General features: G+C 47.4%; 18 protein-coding genes. 11 read left to right on the forward strand and 7 right to left on the reverse strand.

From position 1 onward, the window contains the following. Window positions 1-15 precede the first annotated feature (15 nt). Window positions 16-846 carry a UTP--glucose-1-phosphate uridylyltransferase GalU gene (gene galU, locus ACOSVP_RS01060; RefSeq protein WP_487345665.1) on the forward strand — a complete coding sequence of 277 codons (831 nt, stop codon included), beginning with the start codon at window positions 16-18 and terminating at the stop codon, window positions 844-846. Window positions 847-940: 94 nt separating this feature from the next. On the opposite strand, the gene ACOSVP_RS01065 is transcribed toward galU, so the two are convergent. Then, complete coding sequence (locus ACOSVP_RS01065; RefSeq protein WP_487345666.1) at window positions 941-1,732, reverse strand: inositol monophosphatase family protein; 792 nt, start codon at window positions 1,730-1,732, stop codon at window positions 941-943. 265 nt (window positions 1,733-1,997) lie between these two features. Between ACOSVP_RS01065 and ACOSVP_RS01070 the strand changes: the two genes are divergently transcribed. Beyond that, window positions 1,998-2,726, forward strand: a complete 729-nt coding sequence (locus ACOSVP_RS01070; RefSeq protein ID WP_417552443.1) for an RNA methyltransferase — start codon at window positions 1,998-2,000, stop codon at window positions 2,724-2,726. An 89-nt stretch (window positions 2,727-2,815) separates the two neighbouring features. On the opposite strand, the gene gndA is transcribed toward ACOSVP_RS01070, so the two are convergent. After that, entirely contained in the window at window positions 2,816-4,342 is a 1,527-nt protein-coding gene (gndA, locus tag ACOSVP_RS01075) for an NADP-dependent phosphogluconate dehydrogenase (RefSeq protein WP_487345667.1), read from the reverse strand. 499 nt (window positions 4,343-4,841) lie between these two features. On the opposite strand from gndA, the gene ACOSVP_RS01080 reads away from it, so the two are divergent. From ACOSVP_RS01080 to ACOSVP_RS01095, 4 genes are all read left to right on the forward strand, one after another. Continuing rightward, window positions 4,842-6,392, forward strand: a complete 1,551-nt coding sequence (locus ACOSVP_RS01080; protein WP_487345668.1) for a phosphoenolpyruvate carboxykinase — start codon at window positions 4,842-4,844, stop codon at window positions 6,390-6,392. Window positions 6,393-6,502: 110 nt separating this feature from the next. Next, on the forward strand, window positions 6,503-7,279 hold the full coding sequence (locus tag ACOSVP_RS01085) for a TatD family hydrolase (RefSeq protein ID WP_487345669.1): 777 nt from the start codon (window positions 6,503-6,505) through the stop codon (window positions 7,277-7,279). Next, entirely contained in the window at window positions 7,276-8,163 is an 888-nt protein-coding gene (locus tag ACOSVP_RS01090; RefSeq protein ID WP_487345670.1) for a sugar nucleotide-binding protein, read from the forward strand. Before ACOSVP_RS01085 ends, ACOSVP_RS01090 begins: the two co-directional genes overlap by 4 nt. 33 nt (window positions 8,164-8,196) lie before the next feature. Continuing rightward, entirely contained in the window at window positions 8,197-8,595 is a 399-nt protein-coding gene (locus ACOSVP_RS01095; protein ID WP_487345671.1) for a hypothetical protein, read from the forward strand. A gap of 20 nt (window positions 8,596-8,615) precedes the next feature. On the opposite strand, the gene ACOSVP_RS01100 is transcribed toward ACOSVP_RS01095, so the two are convergent. Then, window positions 8,616-9,464: a hypothetical protein gene (locus tag ACOSVP_RS01100; RefSeq protein ID WP_487345672.1), complete on the reverse strand. Its 849-nt coding sequence runs from the start codon at window positions 9,462-9,464 to the stop codon at window positions 8,616-8,618. A 12-nt stretch (window positions 9,465-9,476) separates the two neighbouring features. Continuing rightward, a complete protein-coding gene (locus tag ACOSVP_RS01105; protein ID WP_487345673.1) occupies window positions 9,477-10,019 on the reverse strand; it encodes a YceI family protein in 543 nt (180 codons plus the stop codon). 142 nt (window positions 10,020-10,161) lie between these two features. On the opposite strand from ACOSVP_RS01105, the gene ACOSVP_RS01110 reads away from it, so the two are divergent. Continuing rightward, complete coding sequence (locus ACOSVP_RS01110) at window positions 10,162-11,052, forward strand: LysR family transcriptional regulator (protein ID WP_487345674.1); 891 nt, start codon at window positions 10,162-10,164, stop codon at window positions 11,050-11,052. 20 nt (window positions 11,053-11,072) lie between these two features. On the opposite strand, the gene ACOSVP_RS01115 is transcribed toward ACOSVP_RS01110, so the two are convergent. The 3 genes from ACOSVP_RS01115 to ACOSVP_RS01125 form a co-directional block, all read right to left on the reverse strand. Beyond that, entirely contained in the window at window positions 11,073-12,989 is a 1,917-nt protein-coding gene (locus ACOSVP_RS01115) for a beta-ketoacyl synthase (RefSeq protein WP_487345675.1), read from the reverse strand. 151 nt (window positions 12,990-13,140) lie between these two features. Further along, window positions 13,141-14,046 carry a glucosaminidase domain-containing protein gene (locus tag ACOSVP_RS01120; RefSeq protein ID WP_487345676.1) on the reverse strand — a complete coding sequence of 302 codons (906 nt, stop codon included), beginning with the start codon at window positions 14,044-14,046 and terminating at the stop codon, window positions 13,141-13,143. Between the two features lie 173 nt (window positions 14,047-14,219). After that, window positions 14,220-15,200 (reverse strand): glutathione S-transferase family protein, encoded by a 981-nt coding sequence (locus tag ACOSVP_RS01125; protein WP_487345677.1) that lies wholly within the window; start codon window positions 15,198-15,200, stop codon window positions 14,220-14,222. A 103-nt stretch (window positions 15,201-15,303) separates the two neighbouring features. Here ACOSVP_RS01125 and ACOSVP_RS01130 point away from each other — a divergent pair, with 103 nt between their 5' ends. From ACOSVP_RS01130 to lon, 4 genes are all read left to right on the forward strand, one after another. Beyond that, window positions 15,304-16,437, forward strand: a complete 1,134-nt coding sequence (locus ACOSVP_RS01130; protein WP_487345678.1) for a GGDEF domain-containing protein — start codon at window positions 15,304-15,306, stop codon at window positions 16,435-16,437. Between the two features lie 292 nt (window positions 16,438-16,729). Continuing rightward, the gene (locus tag ACOSVP_RS01135; RefSeq protein ID WP_487345679.1) at window positions 16,730-17,377 is read left to right on the forward strand and encodes a TetR family transcriptional regulator C-terminal domain-containing protein; all 648 of its coding nucleotides are present in this window, start codon (window positions 16,730-16,732) and stop codon (window positions 17,375-17,377) included. A gap of 1 nt (window position 17,378) precedes the next feature. Beyond that, window positions 17,379-17,999 carry a LysE family translocator gene (locus ACOSVP_RS01140; RefSeq protein ID WP_487345680.1) on the forward strand — a complete coding sequence of 207 codons (621 nt, stop codon included), beginning with the start codon at window positions 17,379-17,381 and terminating at the stop codon, window positions 17,997-17,999. A 146-nt stretch (window positions 18,000-18,145) separates the two neighbouring features. Continuing rightward, on the forward strand, window positions 18,146-20,578 hold the full coding sequence (lon, locus tag ACOSVP_RS01145; protein WP_487345681.1) for an endopeptidase La: 2,433 nt from the start codon (window positions 18,146-18,148) through the stop codon (window positions 20,576-20,578). Window positions 20,579-20,648 lie beyond the last annotated feature (70 nt).

The raw sequence follows: 20,648 nt of genomic DNA on the forward strand, positions 1-20,648 counted from the left end.
TTATAAGGAAAGATTATGATTCGTAAATGTTTATTCCCGGTTGCGGGTTACGGCACGCGCTTCTTGCCAGCGACCAAGTCTATGCCAAAGGAAATGCTACCAATCGTGAACAAACCCTTGGTGCAGTACGGTGTTGAAGAAGCGGTAGAAGCAGGCCTTGATAACATTACCTTCGTGACGGGGCGTGGTAAACGTGCCATCGCAGACCACTTTGATATCAGTTACGAGTTGGAACACCAAATTGCCGGTACCGCCAAAGAAGAATACCTAGTGGGTATTCGTAAAATCATTGATCAGGTGAACTTCTCATTCACTCGCCAACATCAAATGAAAGGCTTGGGTCATGCGATCCTGACTGGTGAGCCACTGATTGGTGATGAAGCCTTCGGCGTAGTATTGGCCGATGACTTATGTATCGGTGGAGAATACGATGGTGTGATGGCGCAGATGGTAAAACTGTTTAAACAGTTCCGTTGCTCTATTGTGGCGATTCAAGAAGTACCTGAAGACGAAGTGCACAAATATGGTGTCATCGCGGGTGAAGCTATTAGTGATGATATTTTTCGCGTCACCAACATGGTGGAAAAGCCTAAGAAAGAAGATGCGCCATCGAATCTGGCGATCATTGGTCGTTACATCCTAACACCAGACATTTTCGACAAGATCCGCGAAACGCCACCGGGTGCTAACGGTGAAGTGCAAATTACCGATGCGATTCTGCGCCAAGCCCAAGAAGGCTGTGTACTGGCGTACAAATTCAAAGGTCGTCGTTTTGACTGTGGTAGTGTGGATGGCTTTGTGGAAGCGACTAACTACTGCTACGAGAACATCTACAAAGCTCAGTAAGTGTTCCATAGTTGTAAGCAAACAGTTCAAAAACAAAAAAGCCAGCTTATTAAGCTGGCTTTTTTATGCTTGAAACTCGGTCAAACCACTGGGTTTAGGCGCCTAGTTGTTTGTTTAGAATCGGTAGCAAGTATTTGAATAGACGCGGGTTAGCACACAATACGTTGCCATTCTCGTAGTTTGGTGCACCGTCGAAACCTGCGAATAGGCAGCCTGCTTCTTTGGCGATAAACAATGGTGCTTGTACTTCCCAGTCGCGTAGCTCAAGACCCCATGCAGCGTCTAGACGGCCAGCAGCAACGTTCGCCAGCATAGTAGCTGGAGCATCTTGCATCACAACGCGTGCGCCCTTGTTAGCTACTTCTTCTAGCACTTTGAATTGGCCCGATGCGTATGCAATCGTATTTTCTGTACCTGGGAACTGAGTTGCTAGCGTAGTGTTCTCAAGCGAACGTGCGCCGCCAGTACGGATACGTGAATTGTTTAGGTATGCGCCACGACCTTTACTTGCGTAAAACTCGTCACGAGTCGATGGGTTAACTAGTAGAGCGTGCTCAACTTTACCCGCAACTAGGTAGCTAATCGTGATCGCGTGACCAGGTAGGCCGCGAGTGAATAGGTGCTGGCCTTGAATCGCATCAACGATCCATTCGCCTTCGTTGCCTTCTTGTACTGTGCCCTGTAGACGAGTCGTGATCTTGTCTGCTGGGTAAGCTTTTTCTAGGTGGTGAACGATACTACGCTCTGCGCCTGTGCAAACGTTTTGATAAACTTCTGCTGCGTTTTGACCGGCTTCTTTGTCAAAAAGCATTTTTTCTTGCGCGTGGATGATGAAGTCTGCGGCAGCGCGAGCCGCTTTCATAGCGACATTAATTCGTGGTTGCATGGGATACCAATCTTGAATCAATAAGGCAGCAACTGTCTTGTGGGCAGTTCGTTGCGGTTAAAGTGTTAAAGAGCGTGTTCGATGCGATGATGCTCTAGTAGCATCGGTTGACTATGCATCAATATAGTGGGCGCGAATTCTAGCCCAAAAGCCCAGACTTATCTAGCGAAATAATGGTTAAATTCTGTTCAAGTGCTAGGTTATTGGTAATTCTCTGATACCATAGTGTCCTTATTGCACCTAAGAGCATTGGTATAACGTCGATATGCAACAAAACATTAAAATTGTGCTGGTGAACACCTCTCATCCCGGCAACATTGGTGGTGCTGCACGCGCCATGAAAAACATGGGCTTGAGTGAGCTGGTACTGGTAGATCCAAAGCTGTTTCCACACGATGAAGCGGTCAGCCGAGCGTCTGGCGCCACAGATATTCTGGACAATGCCAAAATTGTCGCGACCCTAGAAGAAGCCATTGCTGATTGTCAGTTAGCGATTGGTACCAGCGCCCGTGAGCGTCATATTCCATGGCCGCTAGTGGATCCTCGTCAGGCGGCCGATCTGGTGTTTAAAGAGCAACTGAAAACCGCATTTGTGTTTGGTCGTGAAGACCGTGGTTTAACCAATGAAGAGCTACAGCGTTGTCATTACCATGTGCATATTCCATCGGTAGAGGGCTTTAGTTCCCTGAACTTGGCGGCCGCTGTGCAAGTGATTGCTTACGAACTACGCATGCAAGAGCTAAGTCTACAGGACGGCCCGATTGTGAAGAGTAAGTGGGATGTGCCAGCCGCTACGTCTGAGCAGCTTGACTACATGCTAGGTCACCTAGAGAAAGTGTTGGGTGATATTGAGTTCCTTGATCCGAAAGCGCCACGCCAAGTCATGACGCGTTTTCGTCGTTTGTTCCAGCGCTCACAGCTGGATCAGCAAGAAGTGGGGATGCTGCGTGGTATGTTAACCGCGATTGAGAAGCAGCAGCCGAAAGGCGAATAGCCTTACAAGCGATTTCTATGCCAACAAAAAGCCCGTTTAGATTGCTCTAAACGGGCTTTTTAGTAGGGTGATTGCCTGCAAACAAGAGCTTATTTTACTTTTGTTTCTGGACGGCCAGCTTCTTGCCAGTGAGTGTGGAACTTCTCACCAGGAGCGGCGTCGACACGCTCATAAGTGTGCGCACCGAAGTAGTCACGCTGAGCTTGCAGCAAGTTAGCTGGTAGCACTTCTGAACGGTAGCCGTCGAAGTAGGCTAGGGCAGAGTAGAACGATGGTGTTGGAATGCCAGACTGAGCAGCCAATACCACAGCATCACGTAGACCTTTTTGCTTCTCAGCCATTGCATTAGCAAAGTACTCGTCTAGCAATAGGTTTTCAAGTTCGTGATTCTTCTCAAACGCATCGGCGATCTTCTGTAGGAAAGACGCACGGATGATACAACCACCACGCCAGATCTTAGCAATGCCGATGAAGTTTAGTTCCCAGTTGTATTCCGCTTGTGCGGCACGCATTAACTGGAAGCCCTGTGCGTAGGCACAGATCTTGGCGCAGTACAGCGCGTTTTCAATTGCTTGTTCTACGGCTTCCGCATCGATTTCAGACACATCAATGTCAGCCGTTAGGAAGCTAGAGGCTTTTTCACGTTCTGCCGTTAGTGTAGACAGTGCACGTGCGTAAACAGACTCACTGATAATGCCTGCTGGTACGCCCATTTGCGTGGCGCTGATAGAGGTCCAACGACCAGTACCTTTTTGGCCAGCGCTGTCTAGGATCATGTCGACCAAGGGTGCGCCAGTTTTAGCATCGTACTGTTGTAGGATGTCAGCTGAGATTTCCACAAGGTAGCTGTTAAGAACGCCTTGGTTCCATTTTTCAAACAGCTTGCCGATTTCCGCTGGCTCATAGCCTAGTAGAGAACGTAGTAGGTGGTAGGCTTCACAGATAAGCTGCATGTCAGCGTATTCGATGCCGTTGTGAACCATCTTAACGTAGTGACCAGCACCGTTAGGGCCTAAGTATGCAGTACAAGGCTCGCCTTCTTTAACAGGTTGGCCAGGAGTGCGCGTCTCAATTGGCTTACCGTTAGCGTCTACTTTCGCTGCCACGGCTTCCCACATTGGCTGTAGGTATTTCCAAGAGTCTGCATCACCGCCAGGCATTAGAGATGGACCAAAACGAGCACCAACTTCCCCACCCGATACTGCGGTACCAAAGAATTTAAACTGATCTTTGTACTCGCTTTCTCGGCGAATAGTGTCTGTCCATTGGCTATTGCCGCAATCTACAACGATGTCTTCAGGATTCAAGCCTGCTTCAATCAAGTTTTGGCAAACCGCATCCACTGGGTTACCCGCTGGCACTAGAACCACAATAACGCGTGGGTTAACCAGCATGTCGAGCATTTGCTTAATGTTGTCACAACCAATGATTCTCGCTTCGTCGACGGAGTCAGGACGCTCTTTGGCTTCAGTGGCCAATACGTCTTGTACTTTATCTTTGTCGAGATCAAAACCCGCAACGCGATAACCGTGGTCGGCTAGGTTAAGGGCCAAGTTTTTACCCATGACACCTAGTCCAACGAATCCGATGTTGCAGCTCTGATTCACGTTTTGCATAGCTTTAGGTCTACCTTTGTTTCGAACAGGGGGAAGGTTAGAAAGAATCCTACCATGAACCTGGGCTTTCAAGCCTGACTTATGGGCAGGTTAAAAGTTGAATTATTGTGGAAGTTAATAATTTCAGCGGGGATTTTAGTCGAGAATTCGTGCAATTTCGAGCAATAATCATGAAATAGTGGTTAGTTCTAAAAAATAGTTAAATCTCAGATCATATAACTTTACGGTATAGGGGAATGTAATATAAAAACAAAACCGTAATTTATTTTCATAAATATTTTATTATTACGGTTTAAATATTAATCTATCTAGCATCTATTAAAATCTAAAGCTTAGCTATATCAACAACTTAGGTGTCGTTTTTGGTTTCATTTAGGTGAAATAAAATAACACTTTGTTATATCAATATGTTTTTTTAGATTCGTTTGTTACTATAGATCCATCCCCCAATAATAATTTCAAAAAAATGTGTAACCTTTTGTTCAGAGGACCATAGAGTATGAACAATAGAACTAATGACCTAATCCTACGTAACTTAAATACCGCTCAACTAGTAGAAAATGCGCTGGCTGACGGTGAAGGTGTTCTAGCTGATACTGGCGCTCTAGTTGTTGAGACTGGTGCACGTACAGGTCGATCTCCTATGGATCGTTTTATCGTTGAAGAAGAGTCAACTAAGCATACGATTCATTGGGGGCCAGTAAATCGCCCATTCCCAGAAGAGAAATTTGCGCCGCTTTGGAATCGAGTTGAAGCGTACCTAGATGCGAAGCAATCTTACCTATCTGATGTTCATGTTGGCGCAGGCGACGATTACTACATCCCTGTGCAGATGCGTACAGAGACTGCTTGGCAGCACCTATTTGGTCGCAACCTATTTATTAATCCTGACGTTTACAATCCAGCGGCACGTGGGGAATGGCAGATCCTAAACGTACCGTCTTTTGAATGTCAGCCAGAGCGCGATGGCACCAATTCTGATGGTTGTGTGATTCTAAACTTTAAAGAGCGTAAAGTTCTGATTGCTGGTATGCGTTACGCTGGCGAAATGAAGAAAGCCATGTTCTCTGTGCAGAACTACCTGTTACCAGCACAAGATGTTCTACCGATGCACTGTGCGGCGAACGTGGGCTCTGAAGGCGATGTGACCTTGTTCTTCGGTCTATCTGGCACGGGTAAAACAACTTTGTCTGCCGATGAGTCTCGCTTCCTAATCGGCGATGACGAGCATGGTTGGGGCAAAGGTACTGTGTTTAACATCGAGGGGGGGTGCTACGCCAAAACCATCGATCTGTCTGAAAAGAATGAACCAGTCATTTGGAAAGCGATCAAGTTCGGCACTGTGCTGGAAAACGTTGTTCTAGACGAAGAGCGTCACGCGGATTACACCGACGTGTCTTTGACGCAAAACGGCCGTGCGGGCTACCCACTGACAAGTGTTGATAAGCGTTCTGAGCATAACCGTGCGGGTGAGCCCAATGCTGTGATCTTCCTAACTTGTGATTTGACTGGTGTATTGCCACCTGTGTCTATCTTGAGCAAAGAAGCGGCCGCTTACCACTTCCTAAGTGGTTACACAGCGCTAGTAGGTTCTACTGAGATGGGAGCGGGCTCTGGTATCAAGTCTACTTTCTCTACTTGTTTTGGTGCGCCATTCTTCCCGCGCTCTGCAGACGTGTACGCAGATCTGCTGATCAAGCGTATTGAAGAGTTTGGTAGCAAGGTGTACCTAGTAAACACTGGTTGGACCGGTGGTGCGCACGGTAAAGGTGGTAAACGTTTTAGCATTCCAACGACCCGTGCCGTGATTGCAGCGATTCAATCTGGTGCCCTGGCAAACGTTGAGACAGTTCACCTTGATCAACTAAACGTTGCTGTGCCGACTCAAGTAGAAGGTGTTGATTCAGTACTGTTGAACCCACGTGATACATGGGAAGACAAAGCGGCTTACGATGAGCAAGCGAAAGGTTTGATCGCGCAATTCGTCGAGAACTTCAAGAAGTTTGAAACGGTTTCTCAAGAGATCGTGAACGCGGGTCCTAAGCTGTAATCTTAGGCTAACCGAGCTTTACAAAAAGGCCGCGCGAATTGCGCGGCTTTTTTACATTCCTACCTATCTTCCTGCTAGAGTGTTCTGGCCTGATCATGTAATCTTTGTGCATGTTTATCGACAGCCACTGCCACCTTGATTTTCCTGTTTTCGACGATTTAGCGCATCTGATTGCTCAAAGTCAGAAGGCGGGCGTTGAAGAATTTCTTGTGCCTGGTACAACTTCTGCTTCTTGGTCTGGTGTGCTGTCATTAGCGCAACAGAACGGGGCAATAAAAGTGGCCTTGGGTCTGCATCCGTATTTTCTGCAGAGTTATCAAAGTGGTGATTTGCAGCAGCTAGAGCGTTTACTTGACGAACACTGCGTCGTTGCAGTGGGCGAAATTGGTCTGGATAAATGGCCAAACTTACCTGATTACGCCTTACAGCAAGAGGTGTTTTCTGCTCAGCTTGCGATAGCGCAAAGTAAGTTATTGCCGGTGATTTTGCATGCCCGCAAAAGTGAAGATGATCTGCTGAAATGGTTGCGCCAAAGCAAGTTTACCCATGGTGGCATCGTGCATGCTTTTAATGGCAGTTTAGAGCAAGCTAAGCGCTTTATCGATCTCGGCTTTGTGCTCGGTATTGGTGGTACCGTGACCTATCCGAGGGCGCAAAAAGCACGACGTGTTTTGCAGGCGTTAAGTGATCGTGATTATGTTCTGGAAACGGATTCTCCGGATATGCCCATATGTGGTCATCAAGGCCAGGTGAATACCCCTTTGCGAATAGTGGATGTCGCACAAACAGTATCAGAATTGCGCCAGCAGTCTGTGTCAGAGATTGCACAGAACACCAGCGCTAACTTACAACGAGTGTTGCCGAATTGGCATAAGGTTAAAATTTGACAACTCAAGAGAATATCAATGCACCGATGCGAGTGGTGCTATTAGGAAGTGACACTGAGTTAGGTCGTGCTATTCGTCAATATTACGACAATGATTACGACTTTGACTGGCTCGAAGTGCCGTGCCATGAAGTGCTGAGCAAGGCTTCCTCATCGGTATTGGATCAACAGTACTGTGATGCCATCATCGATGCTTATTCGCTTCGCAGTGCATTACAGAATGACTATGACCAGTATTTAGCGTTATTGGATACGCTGGTTGGCCGTGATACTTGCCCACTGTTTTATATGCTAAGCGGCGTGCAAGTGTTCCTGGGTGAAAAAGAGTCTTCTTACCTAGAGACCGACGAGCCGGATGCGCGTAGCCGTTTTGCTCGTCGTTTGATGGAGGCCGAGCAAAAGGTATTGGCTTCAGAAAAACACATTGTATTGCGCACCGGTTGGCTGTTCAGTGGTGCGCAAGACGACTTTATTGCCAACACCATTAATCTGGTGCGGGCTGGCTCTCCGATTGAGTTTCATGATACAGCAATTGGCTGCCCAACCCCTGTATCGGATGTGGCCCGTGTTTTGCTGTCCGTTGTCAAACAGCGTCATTATGGTGCGCTCAATTCTGGTGTCTATCATTACTGCTGTTCGGAGGAAATCAGCTGGATGGGCTTGGTTGAAGCGGTGTTAACAACAGCGGGCCAGTTTGACCCGAAAGCGCAAAGTGCCTTGGAGCATATGGGCGATACCGCCAATGCGTTGGAAATGGCCACCGAGATCAAACGACAGTCTTTGTCGTGCCGTAAGATTTTTGGACATTATGGGATTAAACAGCGCTCTTGGCGTCCGGTGCTAAGAACCTTGATTCGTGACATGTATAACCTGCCATCGAATTGAGCGGGCAAATAGAAATTTAAGGCGGTTAAAACGGTGAACTTAAAAGCAATTTTATTAGTCTATGTGCTGCAGCTTTTGGCAGGGGCAATATGGTATTCCGCTGCGCCTGCAGACATTGCCCATGAAGGGCATGCCCTAGAAGGGGCGTCGGTTTCAAGTATCGTTGGCTTTTGTATCGCGTTATTTGTGTACACCTATTTCAGTGCTTGGTTATTGGCGAAAACGAACTTGCGTTCTAGCTTTGAGCGCTTTGTACTGACGATTACGAGCTGGTTATTTGTGGTGCTGCCGAACATCTTCTTTATGAGTATGTTCGTGGATATGTCGCAGATGGGAGTGGGGTATTTGCTGTCGTTTGGCTTTATCAGCTGTTTGATTGCAGGCTTTATCCTACCCTTTTGGCGCGCAAGTCGCTCTATTTTTAAAGGCTAGGATAAAACCAAGAAAGCAGCTTAATACAAGCTGCTTTCTGGCCATACAGACCACAATGAGATAGCGGCGATAATGCCACTGATCACGATCTGTGGTAGTAGGGCAATGATGGTGCTGCTGACTTTTCTGTCTTCTTTGATAAGCAGGTTGCTTACAATATTGACAATGATTGCAAGGTAAGCAACTAGCACAACCGCAATAGGCAAATCCGCCAGTACATGGGCTTGAGCCAACAAGCCGGACAGGATGAAAGAGCCTAGTAAAAGACCATTCACACTGCTTTGCTTATTGATAAAACGCTGCACTAAAACAAATCCCACCACGCTGGCTGCAAAGCCGCCCAATAACTGACCAATCAGCAAACTACCGCCAATTGACACCGCTGGAGCGCTAGCGCCGGCAATCACGGCCAAAGAAGCCATCGCAGCTTGCGAGTGATTAGGGGTTGCGGTGCTTTTTTGTAGACCAAACAGTAGTAGTACAATCGCCGCGCTGATGGCAGCCCAAGCCAAACTTAATGTTTGTGATTGGTGTTGTAATACTGGGTTTAGCAGCAAATAGAAGCTCGCAAACAGGGCGATATAGCCTAGGCCATTGCGTGTTTTAAAGCCTAACTTTAGGTCGCGTATAAAGCTGATCGCCAAACCTAAAATAGTGCTCACGGTCAGAAAGTCTAGGGCTTTACTCGGCGGGAAGTTTAAGCCTGTATGAATCAGGCTTAAGGCGACGAGGAAACCAGCGCCTAGTCCTAATAGACTTAGACGGGCGCTAAACTTACCGATTAGAGTGATCACCGCCGCAGCCAAAAATGGGTACACGGCGGTGATAAGTAGCATAAGTAGGTTTGAGTTACCTGCTTCCTCGTACATGAGAGCTCCTAATTACTGACGAATACCTTCGATGAATACGTCGATTTCAGTTTCGTCGGTTACACCAGGAATGAAGTAAGACACGCCAAATTCGCTACGCTTGATCGTTGCGCTGGCTTCGAAGCCGGCACGGTAGCCACCCCATGGGTCGTTGCCTTCGCCTACTTTTTCTACTTCAAATGTCACAGGTTTGGTTACGCCGTGAATCGTTAGATCACCCTTCAGTTCTTCGCCATCAAATGATGTGCTTTTGAAGGTGATAGTTGGGAATTGTTTAACGTCTAGGAAGTCTGGGCTGCGTAGGTGCTTGTCACGTGCTTCGTGGTTTGTATCAACGCTAGCGGCTTGGATAGTGAATGCAGCGCTGCCAGATTTGTTGTCGTCTGCTAGGCTAAAAGTACCTTCAAATTCATTGAAGCGACCAGAAGTGGTACTTACACCAAGGTGGCCAACTTCGAATGTTACGAATGAGTGTGCTGGGTCAACGTTGTAATCTGCCGCCATCGCGCCTGTTGAAACAAGTACTGCTGCAGAAGTAAGAAGTAAAGCTTTCATAAGACCTCCAAAAAGGATGTGTGATTAACAAGATGGCCCTAGTATAATCATGTTCTAAGAATACATAATTACACGTGAATACAATTCACTATTTCGTATTACTGAATAATTTTTTGGGAACTTTTAATAAAAGGGTAAAGTGATGGATAAGCTGCAGGCAATGAAAGTGTTTTGCCGTGTCTATGAAGCTGAAAGCTTTAAGGTGGCCAGTGAGTCGCTGGATATTTCACGCCCCATGGTAACGCGTTATATCAATGCCCTAGAAGAAGATCTTGGCGCTAAGCTGCTGCACCGCAATACGCGTAACATTAGCGTGACTCACGCGGGCAAACTTTACTATCAACATTGTGTCACCATTCTTGAGGCCATTGAAGAGGCCGAAGGTGAGCTCGGGGATTTAACACATCAACCAAAAGGGCATCTGCGCTTAAGTGTGCCGATGGATTTTGGTTTAACGCATATGGTGCCAATTCTAAACGAATTCTCAGAACTTTATCCAGATATTACCTTGGAAGTGGATTTCAGTGATAAGCGTGTGGATTTAACTGAATCAGGCATTGATCTGGCGGTGCGTGGTGGGGATTTAGGGGGCGACCATTTTATTGCTCGACCACTGTGTACTATGCGCGGCTATGTGTGTGCTTCACCAAAATATCTTGAGCGTAAAGGGGTTCCCAAGCATCCAAGGGATCTTAAGCAGCATGACTGCCTTATCTATACCAATGCGCCTTATGCAGGAAAATGGAGTTTTAAAACACCGCAAGAAGAATTCGAGGTGAACGTCAAAGGGCCTTTAATGGCCAATAATGGCGGTGCGTTAACGCGCTTAGCGGTAGCGGGTTCTGGGATTATTATGCAGCCGGATTTCTTGGTGGAACGCTACTTGGAAAGCGGTGAGTTGGTGTCTTTATTTGATCAGTACGAAACCTTTACTGGGCAATTTTATGCCGTCTATGCGGAGCGCAAGCTGCAGCCTAAGAAGGTACGTTTATTGATTGATTTCTTGATCGAAAAACTACAATCCCCAGTTTAGCTGGGGATTGTGTGGGGCGCTTAGACTAGATCGTCAAAGTCGTTTTCGACATTCAAATCCACTGGCAAATGATAGCCAGGCAAGCTGATCTTGGTGTCCGTGATGTCGAGCTCTTCACCGCCTAGAACGTTATAGCCGAAGCGGTAGATAGGTTCGATTTCGCCACGGATCATGGCTTGGTTGTAAGCTTCAGCCGCTTCTTTAATAGCGGCATTCTTCTCTTCATAGGCTGCAAACTGCTCAGCAGAGTAGCGTTTTTTCAGCATTTCCAGTGACTTCTTCGGTGAAAGCAAGATCGCTGTTGCGTTGTTGCCGCCAAAACCTTTTGAGTTTAGAAGCGCTGCGTCGAAGTGATCTACGCCGTATTCTTCATGTTTCAACTGAATTTTAAGACCGTCAGTGTAAACATCGTCTGCTACCGCCGGAGAGGTGACAATACCTGGCAATACACCATGTTCCCACACACCCAGTGATAGGTGAAGTTGGTCGCCGCCAGCGGTGCCTTGTGAGTGGCCTAGGTAGGCTTTCATCGCGGTGACTGGAATACCAGTGGCGCCAAAACTCGTCGCGGCTTGACTCAACACATGAGATTCCGTGACGCGGTTTTGCGGTGTGCTGGTACCGTGTGCTTGGATGAAGGTGCGATCTTTCAGGCCATCCAAGCCAATGATGTTCTTCAAGTAGGCCATCGCCTTGCTCATCGTTAGGTAGTTACCCACACCTGGAGCCGAGATGGATTTCTTATAACCGTCCGCGTAAGCGTAAACCGCTGGAATCGCACCATGAATCGTCGCACCGACCTCTAAGGCTAATTCATCATCCATCAACAGCGTCCACTGACTTGATTCACCGATGGTGAAACCACAGTTTTGCGCGAATGGACGGCAGCTACGTGTATGGTCCGGCTCTTTTTGGTTTTCTAGCTGATCAAGTGCTAGCAGGGCTGCGTCTTCAGCTAGGGCGCCCATGGTACGGAAGCCTTCGATGATTTCCGGTGTGATCGGCGCATCACTGCCGCCCACCATGGCAATACGAATCTTACCGACTTTGATGGCTTCGACAGCTCGTTCTAGGTTAAAGAAGTAGGTCGCACAAGCACCAATAGAGGTGCCGACATTACCCACTGAGCCTAGAATATAGGCGTTGACGAAATCCGCAGGCATTTGTGCATAGCCAAGCGGTAGGTGCTTAGACGTAGTGCGTTTACCCATTAGTGCGGATTTCAGCATGCCGCCAAAACCAAGGTCATCCATCTGACCGATAGAGTTTGCGGCATACACGGCAACTTGATCCGGTGCGACAAGGTTGCGAACTTTGTCCCAGTCTAAGCCACTGCTTAGAATCGCATCAGACGCGCCGTATACCGTCATTTGTAAACCACGAGGATGGTTACGACTTTGGTAAAGTTTCGATGGATCAAAACCTGTTGGAAGTTGGCCTGCGGCTTTCACGGTTAACGGCTTAGAGTCTTTAATAAAGGCTTCCAGCGTGCCATCTACTGTGATTTCACTGTGGGTTTTAGACAGTTCTTTCACTTGCCAGTTGGCAGGGATGTTGTCTGGTAGGGAGCGTGTTTTCACACTGAAGCTTAGCTTTTCGCCTTCAGCAACAGGTGTTAGTGCAGAGCTCTTATGAACTACGACATTATCAACATCAAATAAACTTGGGTGAATGCGGCGAATTAAGGTGCGCGCTAGAATCTCTTCACCAAAGGTGTCAATCAGCGTATCTGCATCCAAAGCCTCACCATCGTGAGTTAGCCAAGCGCCGTTTTGGTATTCAGCAATGTTAGTAATGGTCGCGAGGTCAAGTAGAACCTCCTGCTGAATGGTCTGGGGAAGTAGGTCAAAAATGATTCGGCGATAAGCCTGATGAAAGGATGTACGTCCAGCCGAATTGATTCCGCCAAAGCCAACAATAACAGGTAAACGGGCCAAAGGAATGTCCTCGATTTATAATTTTGGATATTAACGCTTGGTATTGTAAAGGATGGGGGCGATTCACCGCCACCCTATACAGAGCGAATTTTCCTGCAAAACACTGTGTTCGCAGAAGAAATGAACGAAACCCTAGGTTTTCGTCATTTGTTTACTCGTTATTATAAGTCGCTTCATCAGTATGCACATTGAAACGCCATAATTCGTTGTAATCAATCAGACTTTCGATTTCATCAATGTAGTCTTGACCGCGCTGAGAGTAATTCTCAAGGCCGTGAACTAGGGCTAGACCAGTAATGTTTTCGCCATCTTTGCGCAGTTGCGAACGGATAGTGCGCAGCTCTTTGTAAGCTGAGTTGCTGTTGAGGTTATCAATGTAAGCAAACACGGATTCACGAGCGTCTTCAAATTTGCGTACTTCGTGGTCTTGATCTTCGCCACGAGAGTTAGGTACTAGGCCGCAACCGTTGGTGAAACACCATTGCCCGAAGTAGTTATTGCCTTCTAATGCAAAGCGGGAGGTACCCCAAGCCGACTCGTTTGCCGCTTGTGCTAAGACCAAGGAGGCCGGGATAATATCCACGTAGCGCAGCAAAGCCGCGATATCTTCGTGGGTGTAAACCCCTAACTTACGCAGTTTGTGAATGCTGCGAAGAGCTGCAATCCAAGTCTTATCTTCTCGAGACGGTGGCTCTGGATTGTCTAGAATGGCTTGAAGACGACTACGATCTTTTAGCAATAGGTCGTTCTTTTCCGTCACAAAAGGCAGTAGGTAGTCGAAGAAAACCGCTTTGCGTTCTTGTACGTCAGAAATGGCGGCAAAGTCAGGCTTACTGCCGTCAAGTGGGTGGCTTTGGAAGTATTCTTTTTCTTCCTCCGTCACAGAGGATTCTCGAGAGCTTTGAACTGGCTTCTTCTCAGGTTTCTTGGTACCCACTTGAGCTTGTTCCGAGCTTTCGACATTAGAATCGGCTTGTTGAGTATCCTGGGGTTCAATTTTAAACCATAAAATCAAGATCACGATACTCGAGATAACCCAAAGTAACTTACGTTCCATATTCAACCATCATTTTATTAGAGCGTTTATATACAAAACGAGCAGCAGGGATACCTGATGCTCGTTCTGAAAGTTCAATATATGAGCAGTGCATTATCTGAAAAAATCAGATGATTTGATAGCCGCGAGTTTGAATATTGTCAAAAAGTGCTCAACTTTCCCTAAATTTATCCTTAAATTTCAGAGCGGAAAAGTCGCTCTGGACCGACTGGAACGACCCGCGTAGGGTTGATGGTCGCGTGGCTATAGTAGTAATGCTGCTTAATATGTTGAAGGTTGACCGTGCTCGCCACCTGTTGCGTGTTATACAGGCGTTCTAGATAAGCATTCAGATTTGGGTAGTCTAGGATGCGTTTAAGATTGCACTTAAAGTGGCCATGATACACCGCATCGAAGCGAATCAAGGTGGTAAACAAGCGCCAATCCGCTTCGGTGGTCTGATCTCCCGTCAAAAAAGCCGTCTTGTTAAGGCGTTGCTCAAGAAACTCAAGTGATTCAAATAAAGGGTATAATGCTTCTTCATAGGCGGCTTGCGTGGTAGCAAAGCCTGACTTGTAAACGCCATTATTGACCGTGTCATAAATACGATCATTTAAAGCATGGATTTCATCCTGCAAGGCTGCAGGGTAGTAGTCGTCTTGATTGCCAGTTAGTTGATTAAAAGCGCTGTTGAGCATGCGAATGATGTCCGCTGACTCGTTGGAAACAATGGTGTGGGTTTGTTTGTCCCATAAAATTGGCACCGTCACGCGACCGGAGTACTCGGGGTTGGCGTGGGTGTAGAGCTGATAGGCAAACTGGAAGTCATGTAAGGGATCTCCCATGCTCACATGAGCGTCGGCAAAATCAGGATCATGTTTAAACTCCCAACCATTTTCCAGCATGTGTGGATGTACGCAGCTGACGCTAATATGTTGTTCTAATTGTTTTAAATGGCGGAATATTAGGGTGCGATGGGCCCATGGACACGCTAATGAAACATATAGGTGGTAACGTCCAGACTCGGCTGGAAAATGTGTGGCATCGTTCGCATCAAAAAGCTCTGGCGAAACAATCCAGTTGCGAAATTGAGATTGCGAACGTACGAATTTACCCTGAGTGGCCTTAGTGTCATACCACTGATCGTGCCATTTACCGTCGATTAAAAGTCCCATAATGATCTCTTGTTGATAGTTTCGCTTAATTATTAATGAAAATGTTCTGCTTTCGGGGCAAGATATTGATTTGTTTTGATCGATTGGTTCGATAGGTTAACGAATGCCTCAAAGAACAGGCTCTCTTCTTATTCCTCTTTTTATTTTACTGGCGGGGTTATTCGCTAGTGTCTATACACGTGCCTTGCCCTCGTTAGCGTTGGATTTGTTGCCTTGGTTACCGTACGTGTTAGCGAGCGTTATGGTGTTTATGGCGTGGCATTTTAACCGTGGCAAGGTCTTGTTGGCCGGTGGTTTGGTGTTGCTGCCGACGTTTTATCCCTATGTGGAGAATGACTCTCTGCCCAGCAGTTTTACTACAGTAGCCGCGATCGGCTTAGGGCTGCTGCTGTTGCTTCGTGAGCGGGGGTTCTTCAATCGCTTTGTATTCAATCGAGTTTTATTCTTGAGTATGTTGGTGGCTTGGAGTGTCAGCTATGAAAAAGAGCTCATCAACTTTAACTTCTTAGCCATTTCGGTGCCTTTACTGAATATATCGCTATCATCCTTGTTCTGTTGGCTGATGATTGCGGTGACATCTCTATTAAGCTTGATCACTTGGTGGCGTAAAGCCGATGGCTTCTCCACTGCGGTGTTAGTGAGTTTAGCGACCCTGTTGCTAATAGAGTGCATGTCCTTTTCGGCTCAACAAGAGTCTGCCGTTCGTAGCGCGCAGATCCTCGTATGGGTCTGGTTTGTGGTGGCGGAAAGTCATCGCATGGCGTACCGCGATGAATTGACGCAATTGCCGAGTCGTCGCGCGCTCAATGAAGCCATGTTGGCGTTGCCAAGACATTATGCCATCGCCATGCTGGATGTGGATCACTTTAAGAAATTCAACGACAGCTACGGTCATGCCAAAGGTGATGAAGTATTAAAGCAGGTGGCGCGAGTCATGCAGCGTTACGGCAATATGGCGTCTGTCTACCGCTATGGGGGTGAGGAATTCACCTTATTGTTTAAGGGGCGCGGGGTAGAGCATGCGCAAGCGGTGCTCGAGCAAATTCGTGAAGAGGTGCATGGCGAGCAACTTGATGTGTCTACTGAAGCCAAAGAAAAGAAGGTCTCGGTAACGGTGAGTATGGGGCTGGCCTTAGGTGGTACCAGTGATGTGCCTGCTGAAGTGATGAAGCGCGCTGACCAGGCGCTTTATCAAGCGAAAAAGAAAGGCCGTAATCGTGTTGTGTTGGCGGCCTAGCTAAAATATCTGAACGATTGGTTAGTTTTGTCTTGCGCTGTAAAATAATAGTGTGTACTCTGATTCTCTATTCAAGCTTATGTCGTGTTCGCACGACAGACCAGATTGCTCAATGATGTCGAGTCATTGGTAAACTGAGCCAACGTGGTACAGCAGCACACTAGGTGTACGCCTAACACCTAACTGTTGTGAGGGGAACGGGGAGCTTTGCTCCCCATTTTTAATGTAACTCCTGTCGTTTCCCCCTATAATTTGCACGTCTTTAATTTTCAAAATTGCTATCGAGGCGAACGTGTCAGAATCTCCTAAACGCACCAAAACTCAGTTGAAAAGCCATATTCGTGCTCAGAATCAGGCCTTGATTTTGGCAACTGCAGAGCGTGTGTTTGCGCGTCAAGGTTTGGCTAAGACGACTACGCAGATGATTGCCGACGAAGCCGGCCTTCCGAAGGCCAATATCCATTATTACTACCGCTCCAAGAAAGATCTGCTCGAAGCGGTACTAGAAAGCATTTTGCAGCTGTGGCTGGATTCGGTCAGTCAATTCAATGTGGAAACCGGCCCGCGTCATAACTTAACCCGTTACATCAGTGAAAAGCTGGATCAGTCACGCTTAAACCCGAATGCGTCGAAAGTGTTTGCCATGGCGCTGATTGGTGAAGAACCGTTTGTGCTGGAGTTTTTACGTCGCTTCTTTGTTGATGAACTACAGAAAGAAAAGCAGACCATCAACACTTGGGTAGAGCAGGGCTTGATGAAGCCTGTGGCGGTGGAACATTTATTTATTACCATTTGGGCCATGACTCAGACCTACGCCGACTTTGATGCACAGGTGAAAATTCTGCTGAAGAAGGATGAGTTGGAAGAGTCGGATTTTGACGAGGCGAAGCAATTTGTCACCCGAATGGTGTTATTAAGCTGCGGTATTGAGGACGTCTGATATGACCCTAGAAAGTGCCATCACCTTTTTTATTGCGATCTTTATCTTTGGTATTACACCAGGGCCTGGCGTGTTTGCTATCTTGGCGAAGAGCTTGTCCCATGGGGTCATAAAAACACTGCCATTATCGGCGGGTATGGCCTGTGGCGATATTCTGTATCTGGTGATGGCGTGCTTTGGTTTAGCCGCAATCGCGCAACAATGGGAAATGGTATTTATCGCCATTCGTTATATTGGTGCGGCCTATTTATTGTATCTAGGCTGGAAAATGTGGACAGCACCGGTGTCCATGGGGCCAGCAGAGGATACAGAGAAAACTCGTAAGCAAGGTTGGGGGGCTGCGTTACAAGGCTTTTTTATTTCCTCTTCAAACCCAAAAGTGGTGTTGTTTTACATTGCCTTCTTACCGACCTTTATGGATGTGACCGCGTTAAAGGGCAATGATATTGTCCTAGCGGCCATGCTAGCGTTTATCGCCTTGATGCTGGGTCTGACATTGATTTCTTATAGTGCTTCGCAAGCGCGTCGCTTGATGAAATCCCCCCGTGCTATAAAACGCATGAACCAGGGTGCAGGTGGCATTATGGCAAGTGCTGGGGCCTTTCTTGCGTTGCGTGGTTAAAGCGATTTTATCGGTGCAGGCGATGCAAAGATCAAGGAGAGATTGCGTAGCCGCATTTTGTGGATTGTAATTTTTGCAAACGTCACTACATAAGTTTTTATTGTTCCTTAACCGTTTTTCAGCGGTTCCAAGAGAGATAGAGACTTATGAGTGACGACGAAAAGTATTTAGATCCATCTGAAGATAATGTTGTTGATACCGACGAAGTGTCCATTAGTGACCCGCGTGCACTCGCTTTACCTGATGATGTCCTTCCTGACACCCTTTACATCCTACCGGTGTCGAGCCGACCTTTCTTCCCTGCTCAAGTTCAGCCAGTTATGGTGGACGCAGAACCATGGGAAGACACGTTAGAATACATTGCTGATCAGCCACAGGCGGTGGTGGGTTTGATCTATGCGGAACGCCTTGGCCCTGGTGCGCCCAAAGTAGAGACTTTTTCCCATATCGGTTGTGTCGCGAAAACGCACCGTGCTGAGAAAACCGATGAAAAGATTACCTTCCTAGCGCAAGGTCTAAAGCGTATTGAAGTAGTGGAGTGGCTCAGTACTGAAGCGCCTTATCGTGCTCGCGTACGTTACATCAGTGACTCGACTCTGCGTGATGACGAGTCCAAGGCTTATTCCATTGCCATTCTCGATGCGATCAAAGAGCTGATCCGTTTAAACCCATTATTCAGCGAAGATCTGCGTCAATATCTGGGGCGTTTCTCCTTTAATGAACCAGGTTTATTGGCGGACTTCGCCGCGTCCATTACCTCGGCTGACCCACACGAGTTGTACGATGTATTAGCTACCTTGCCGATTATTCCGCGTTTGCACTCGTCACTGACTTTACTGCGTAAAGAGCTAGAGATTGCGCGTTTGCAGAACGAAATCAGCGCGGAAGTGAATGATAAGATCAGTAAGCATCAACGTGAGTTCTTCTTAAAAGAACAGCTTAAAGTGATTCAAAAAGAGCTGGGGATTTCCAAAGACGATCGCACTTCCGATGTGGAGATGTTCGAGGATCGTTTAGCCGGTAAAACCGTACCGGAAGCGGCGATGAAGAAGATTGACGAGGAGTTGCATAAACTCAGCATCTTGGAATCTGGTTCCCCTGAATACGGCGTGACACGCAATTATCTTGATTGGGCGACCTCAATTCCTTGGGGTGTCCACTCCAAAGATAATCTCGATATTAATAAAGCCCGTGAGGTGTTAGAACAGCATCATGCTGGCCTTGGCGATGTCAAAGATCGCATTGTGGAGTTCTTGGCCTTGGGGGCTCATCGTCAAGAAATGGGTGGCTCTATTATGTTGTTGGTGGGACCGCCTGGGGTGGGTAAAACCTCTATTGGTAAGTCCATTGCCGAAGCGCTAAACCGTCAGTTCTATCGTTTTAGTTTAGGCGGCATGCGTGACGAGTCAGAGATCAAGGGTCACCGTCGTACCTACATTGGTGCCTTGCCGGGTAAGTTTGTACAAGCGTTGAAAGATGTGGAAGTGGAAAACCCTGTGATCATGCTCGATGAAATCGACAAGATCGGTTCTTCTTTCCATGGTGATCCAGCGTCAGCGTTATTAGAGGCCTTGGATCCGGAGCAGAACGTGGAGTTCTTGGATCATTACCTCGATATGCGTGTGGATTTATCTAAGGCGCTGTTTGTGTGTACTGCCAACCAATTGGATACCATTCCAGCGCCCTTGTTGGATCGTATGGATGTGATTCGTCTTTCTGGCTACATTGCCGAAGAGAAACTGGCGATTGCCAAGCAGCACCTGTGGCCGAAGCTATTAAAGAAAAACAAGTTGCTGAAGAAGCAGCTGAACATCACCGATGCGGCGCTCAAGTACATTATCGAATCCTACGCCCGTGAAGCTGGCGTGCGTGGTTTGGATAAGCTGTTGCAGAAGATCTTGCGTAAATGTGTGGTGCAGATCATGACCGGAGAAAAGGAAAGCATCAATGTTGGTGTTAAAGACGTTGAGACCTTCTTGGGTATGCCGTACTTCCGCAATGAGAAAACCTTACGTGGTGTCGGTGTGGTAACAGGCCTTGCTTGGACGTCCATGGGTGGCGCGACCTTACCGGTAGAAGCCAATAAGGTTCATGAGTTAAGTCGCGGCTTGAAACTCACTGGTAAATTGGGTGAGGTGATGAAGGAGTCGGCGGAGATTGCTTACTCTTACGTGTTGTCGCACACCAAGAGCTACCAGAAGAACGCCGAGTTCTTCGATAAGTGCATGATCCACTTACACGTACCTGAAGGGGCGACGCCGAAAGACGGTCCAAGTGCCGGTATTACCATGGCAACGGCTTTGATGTCGTTGGCGAAAGGGGAGCCAGTACAGCGCCCATTGGCCATGACCGGTGAGTTAACGCTTACTGGGCAAGTACTACCAGTGGGCGGTATTCGGGAAAAAATCATTGCCGCTAAGCGTAGCAAGATCAACGAAGTGATCCTACCAGAAGCCAACCGCCGTGACTTTGACGAATTGCCTGAATCAGTTAAAGCGGATATGACGGTGCATTTCGCCGAGCGTTTCGCAGACGTAGAAAAAATTGTGTTTGCGAAATCTGACCGTGGTATTCACTAAAAACTCCACATTGCTGCGTTCTATCACCTACTAAAAGGTGCGATAATAGCCAAGCCGAACCCGACCAGGT

The sequence above is a fragment of the Marinomonas sp. HM11-D genome (genome assembly GCF_057626615.1).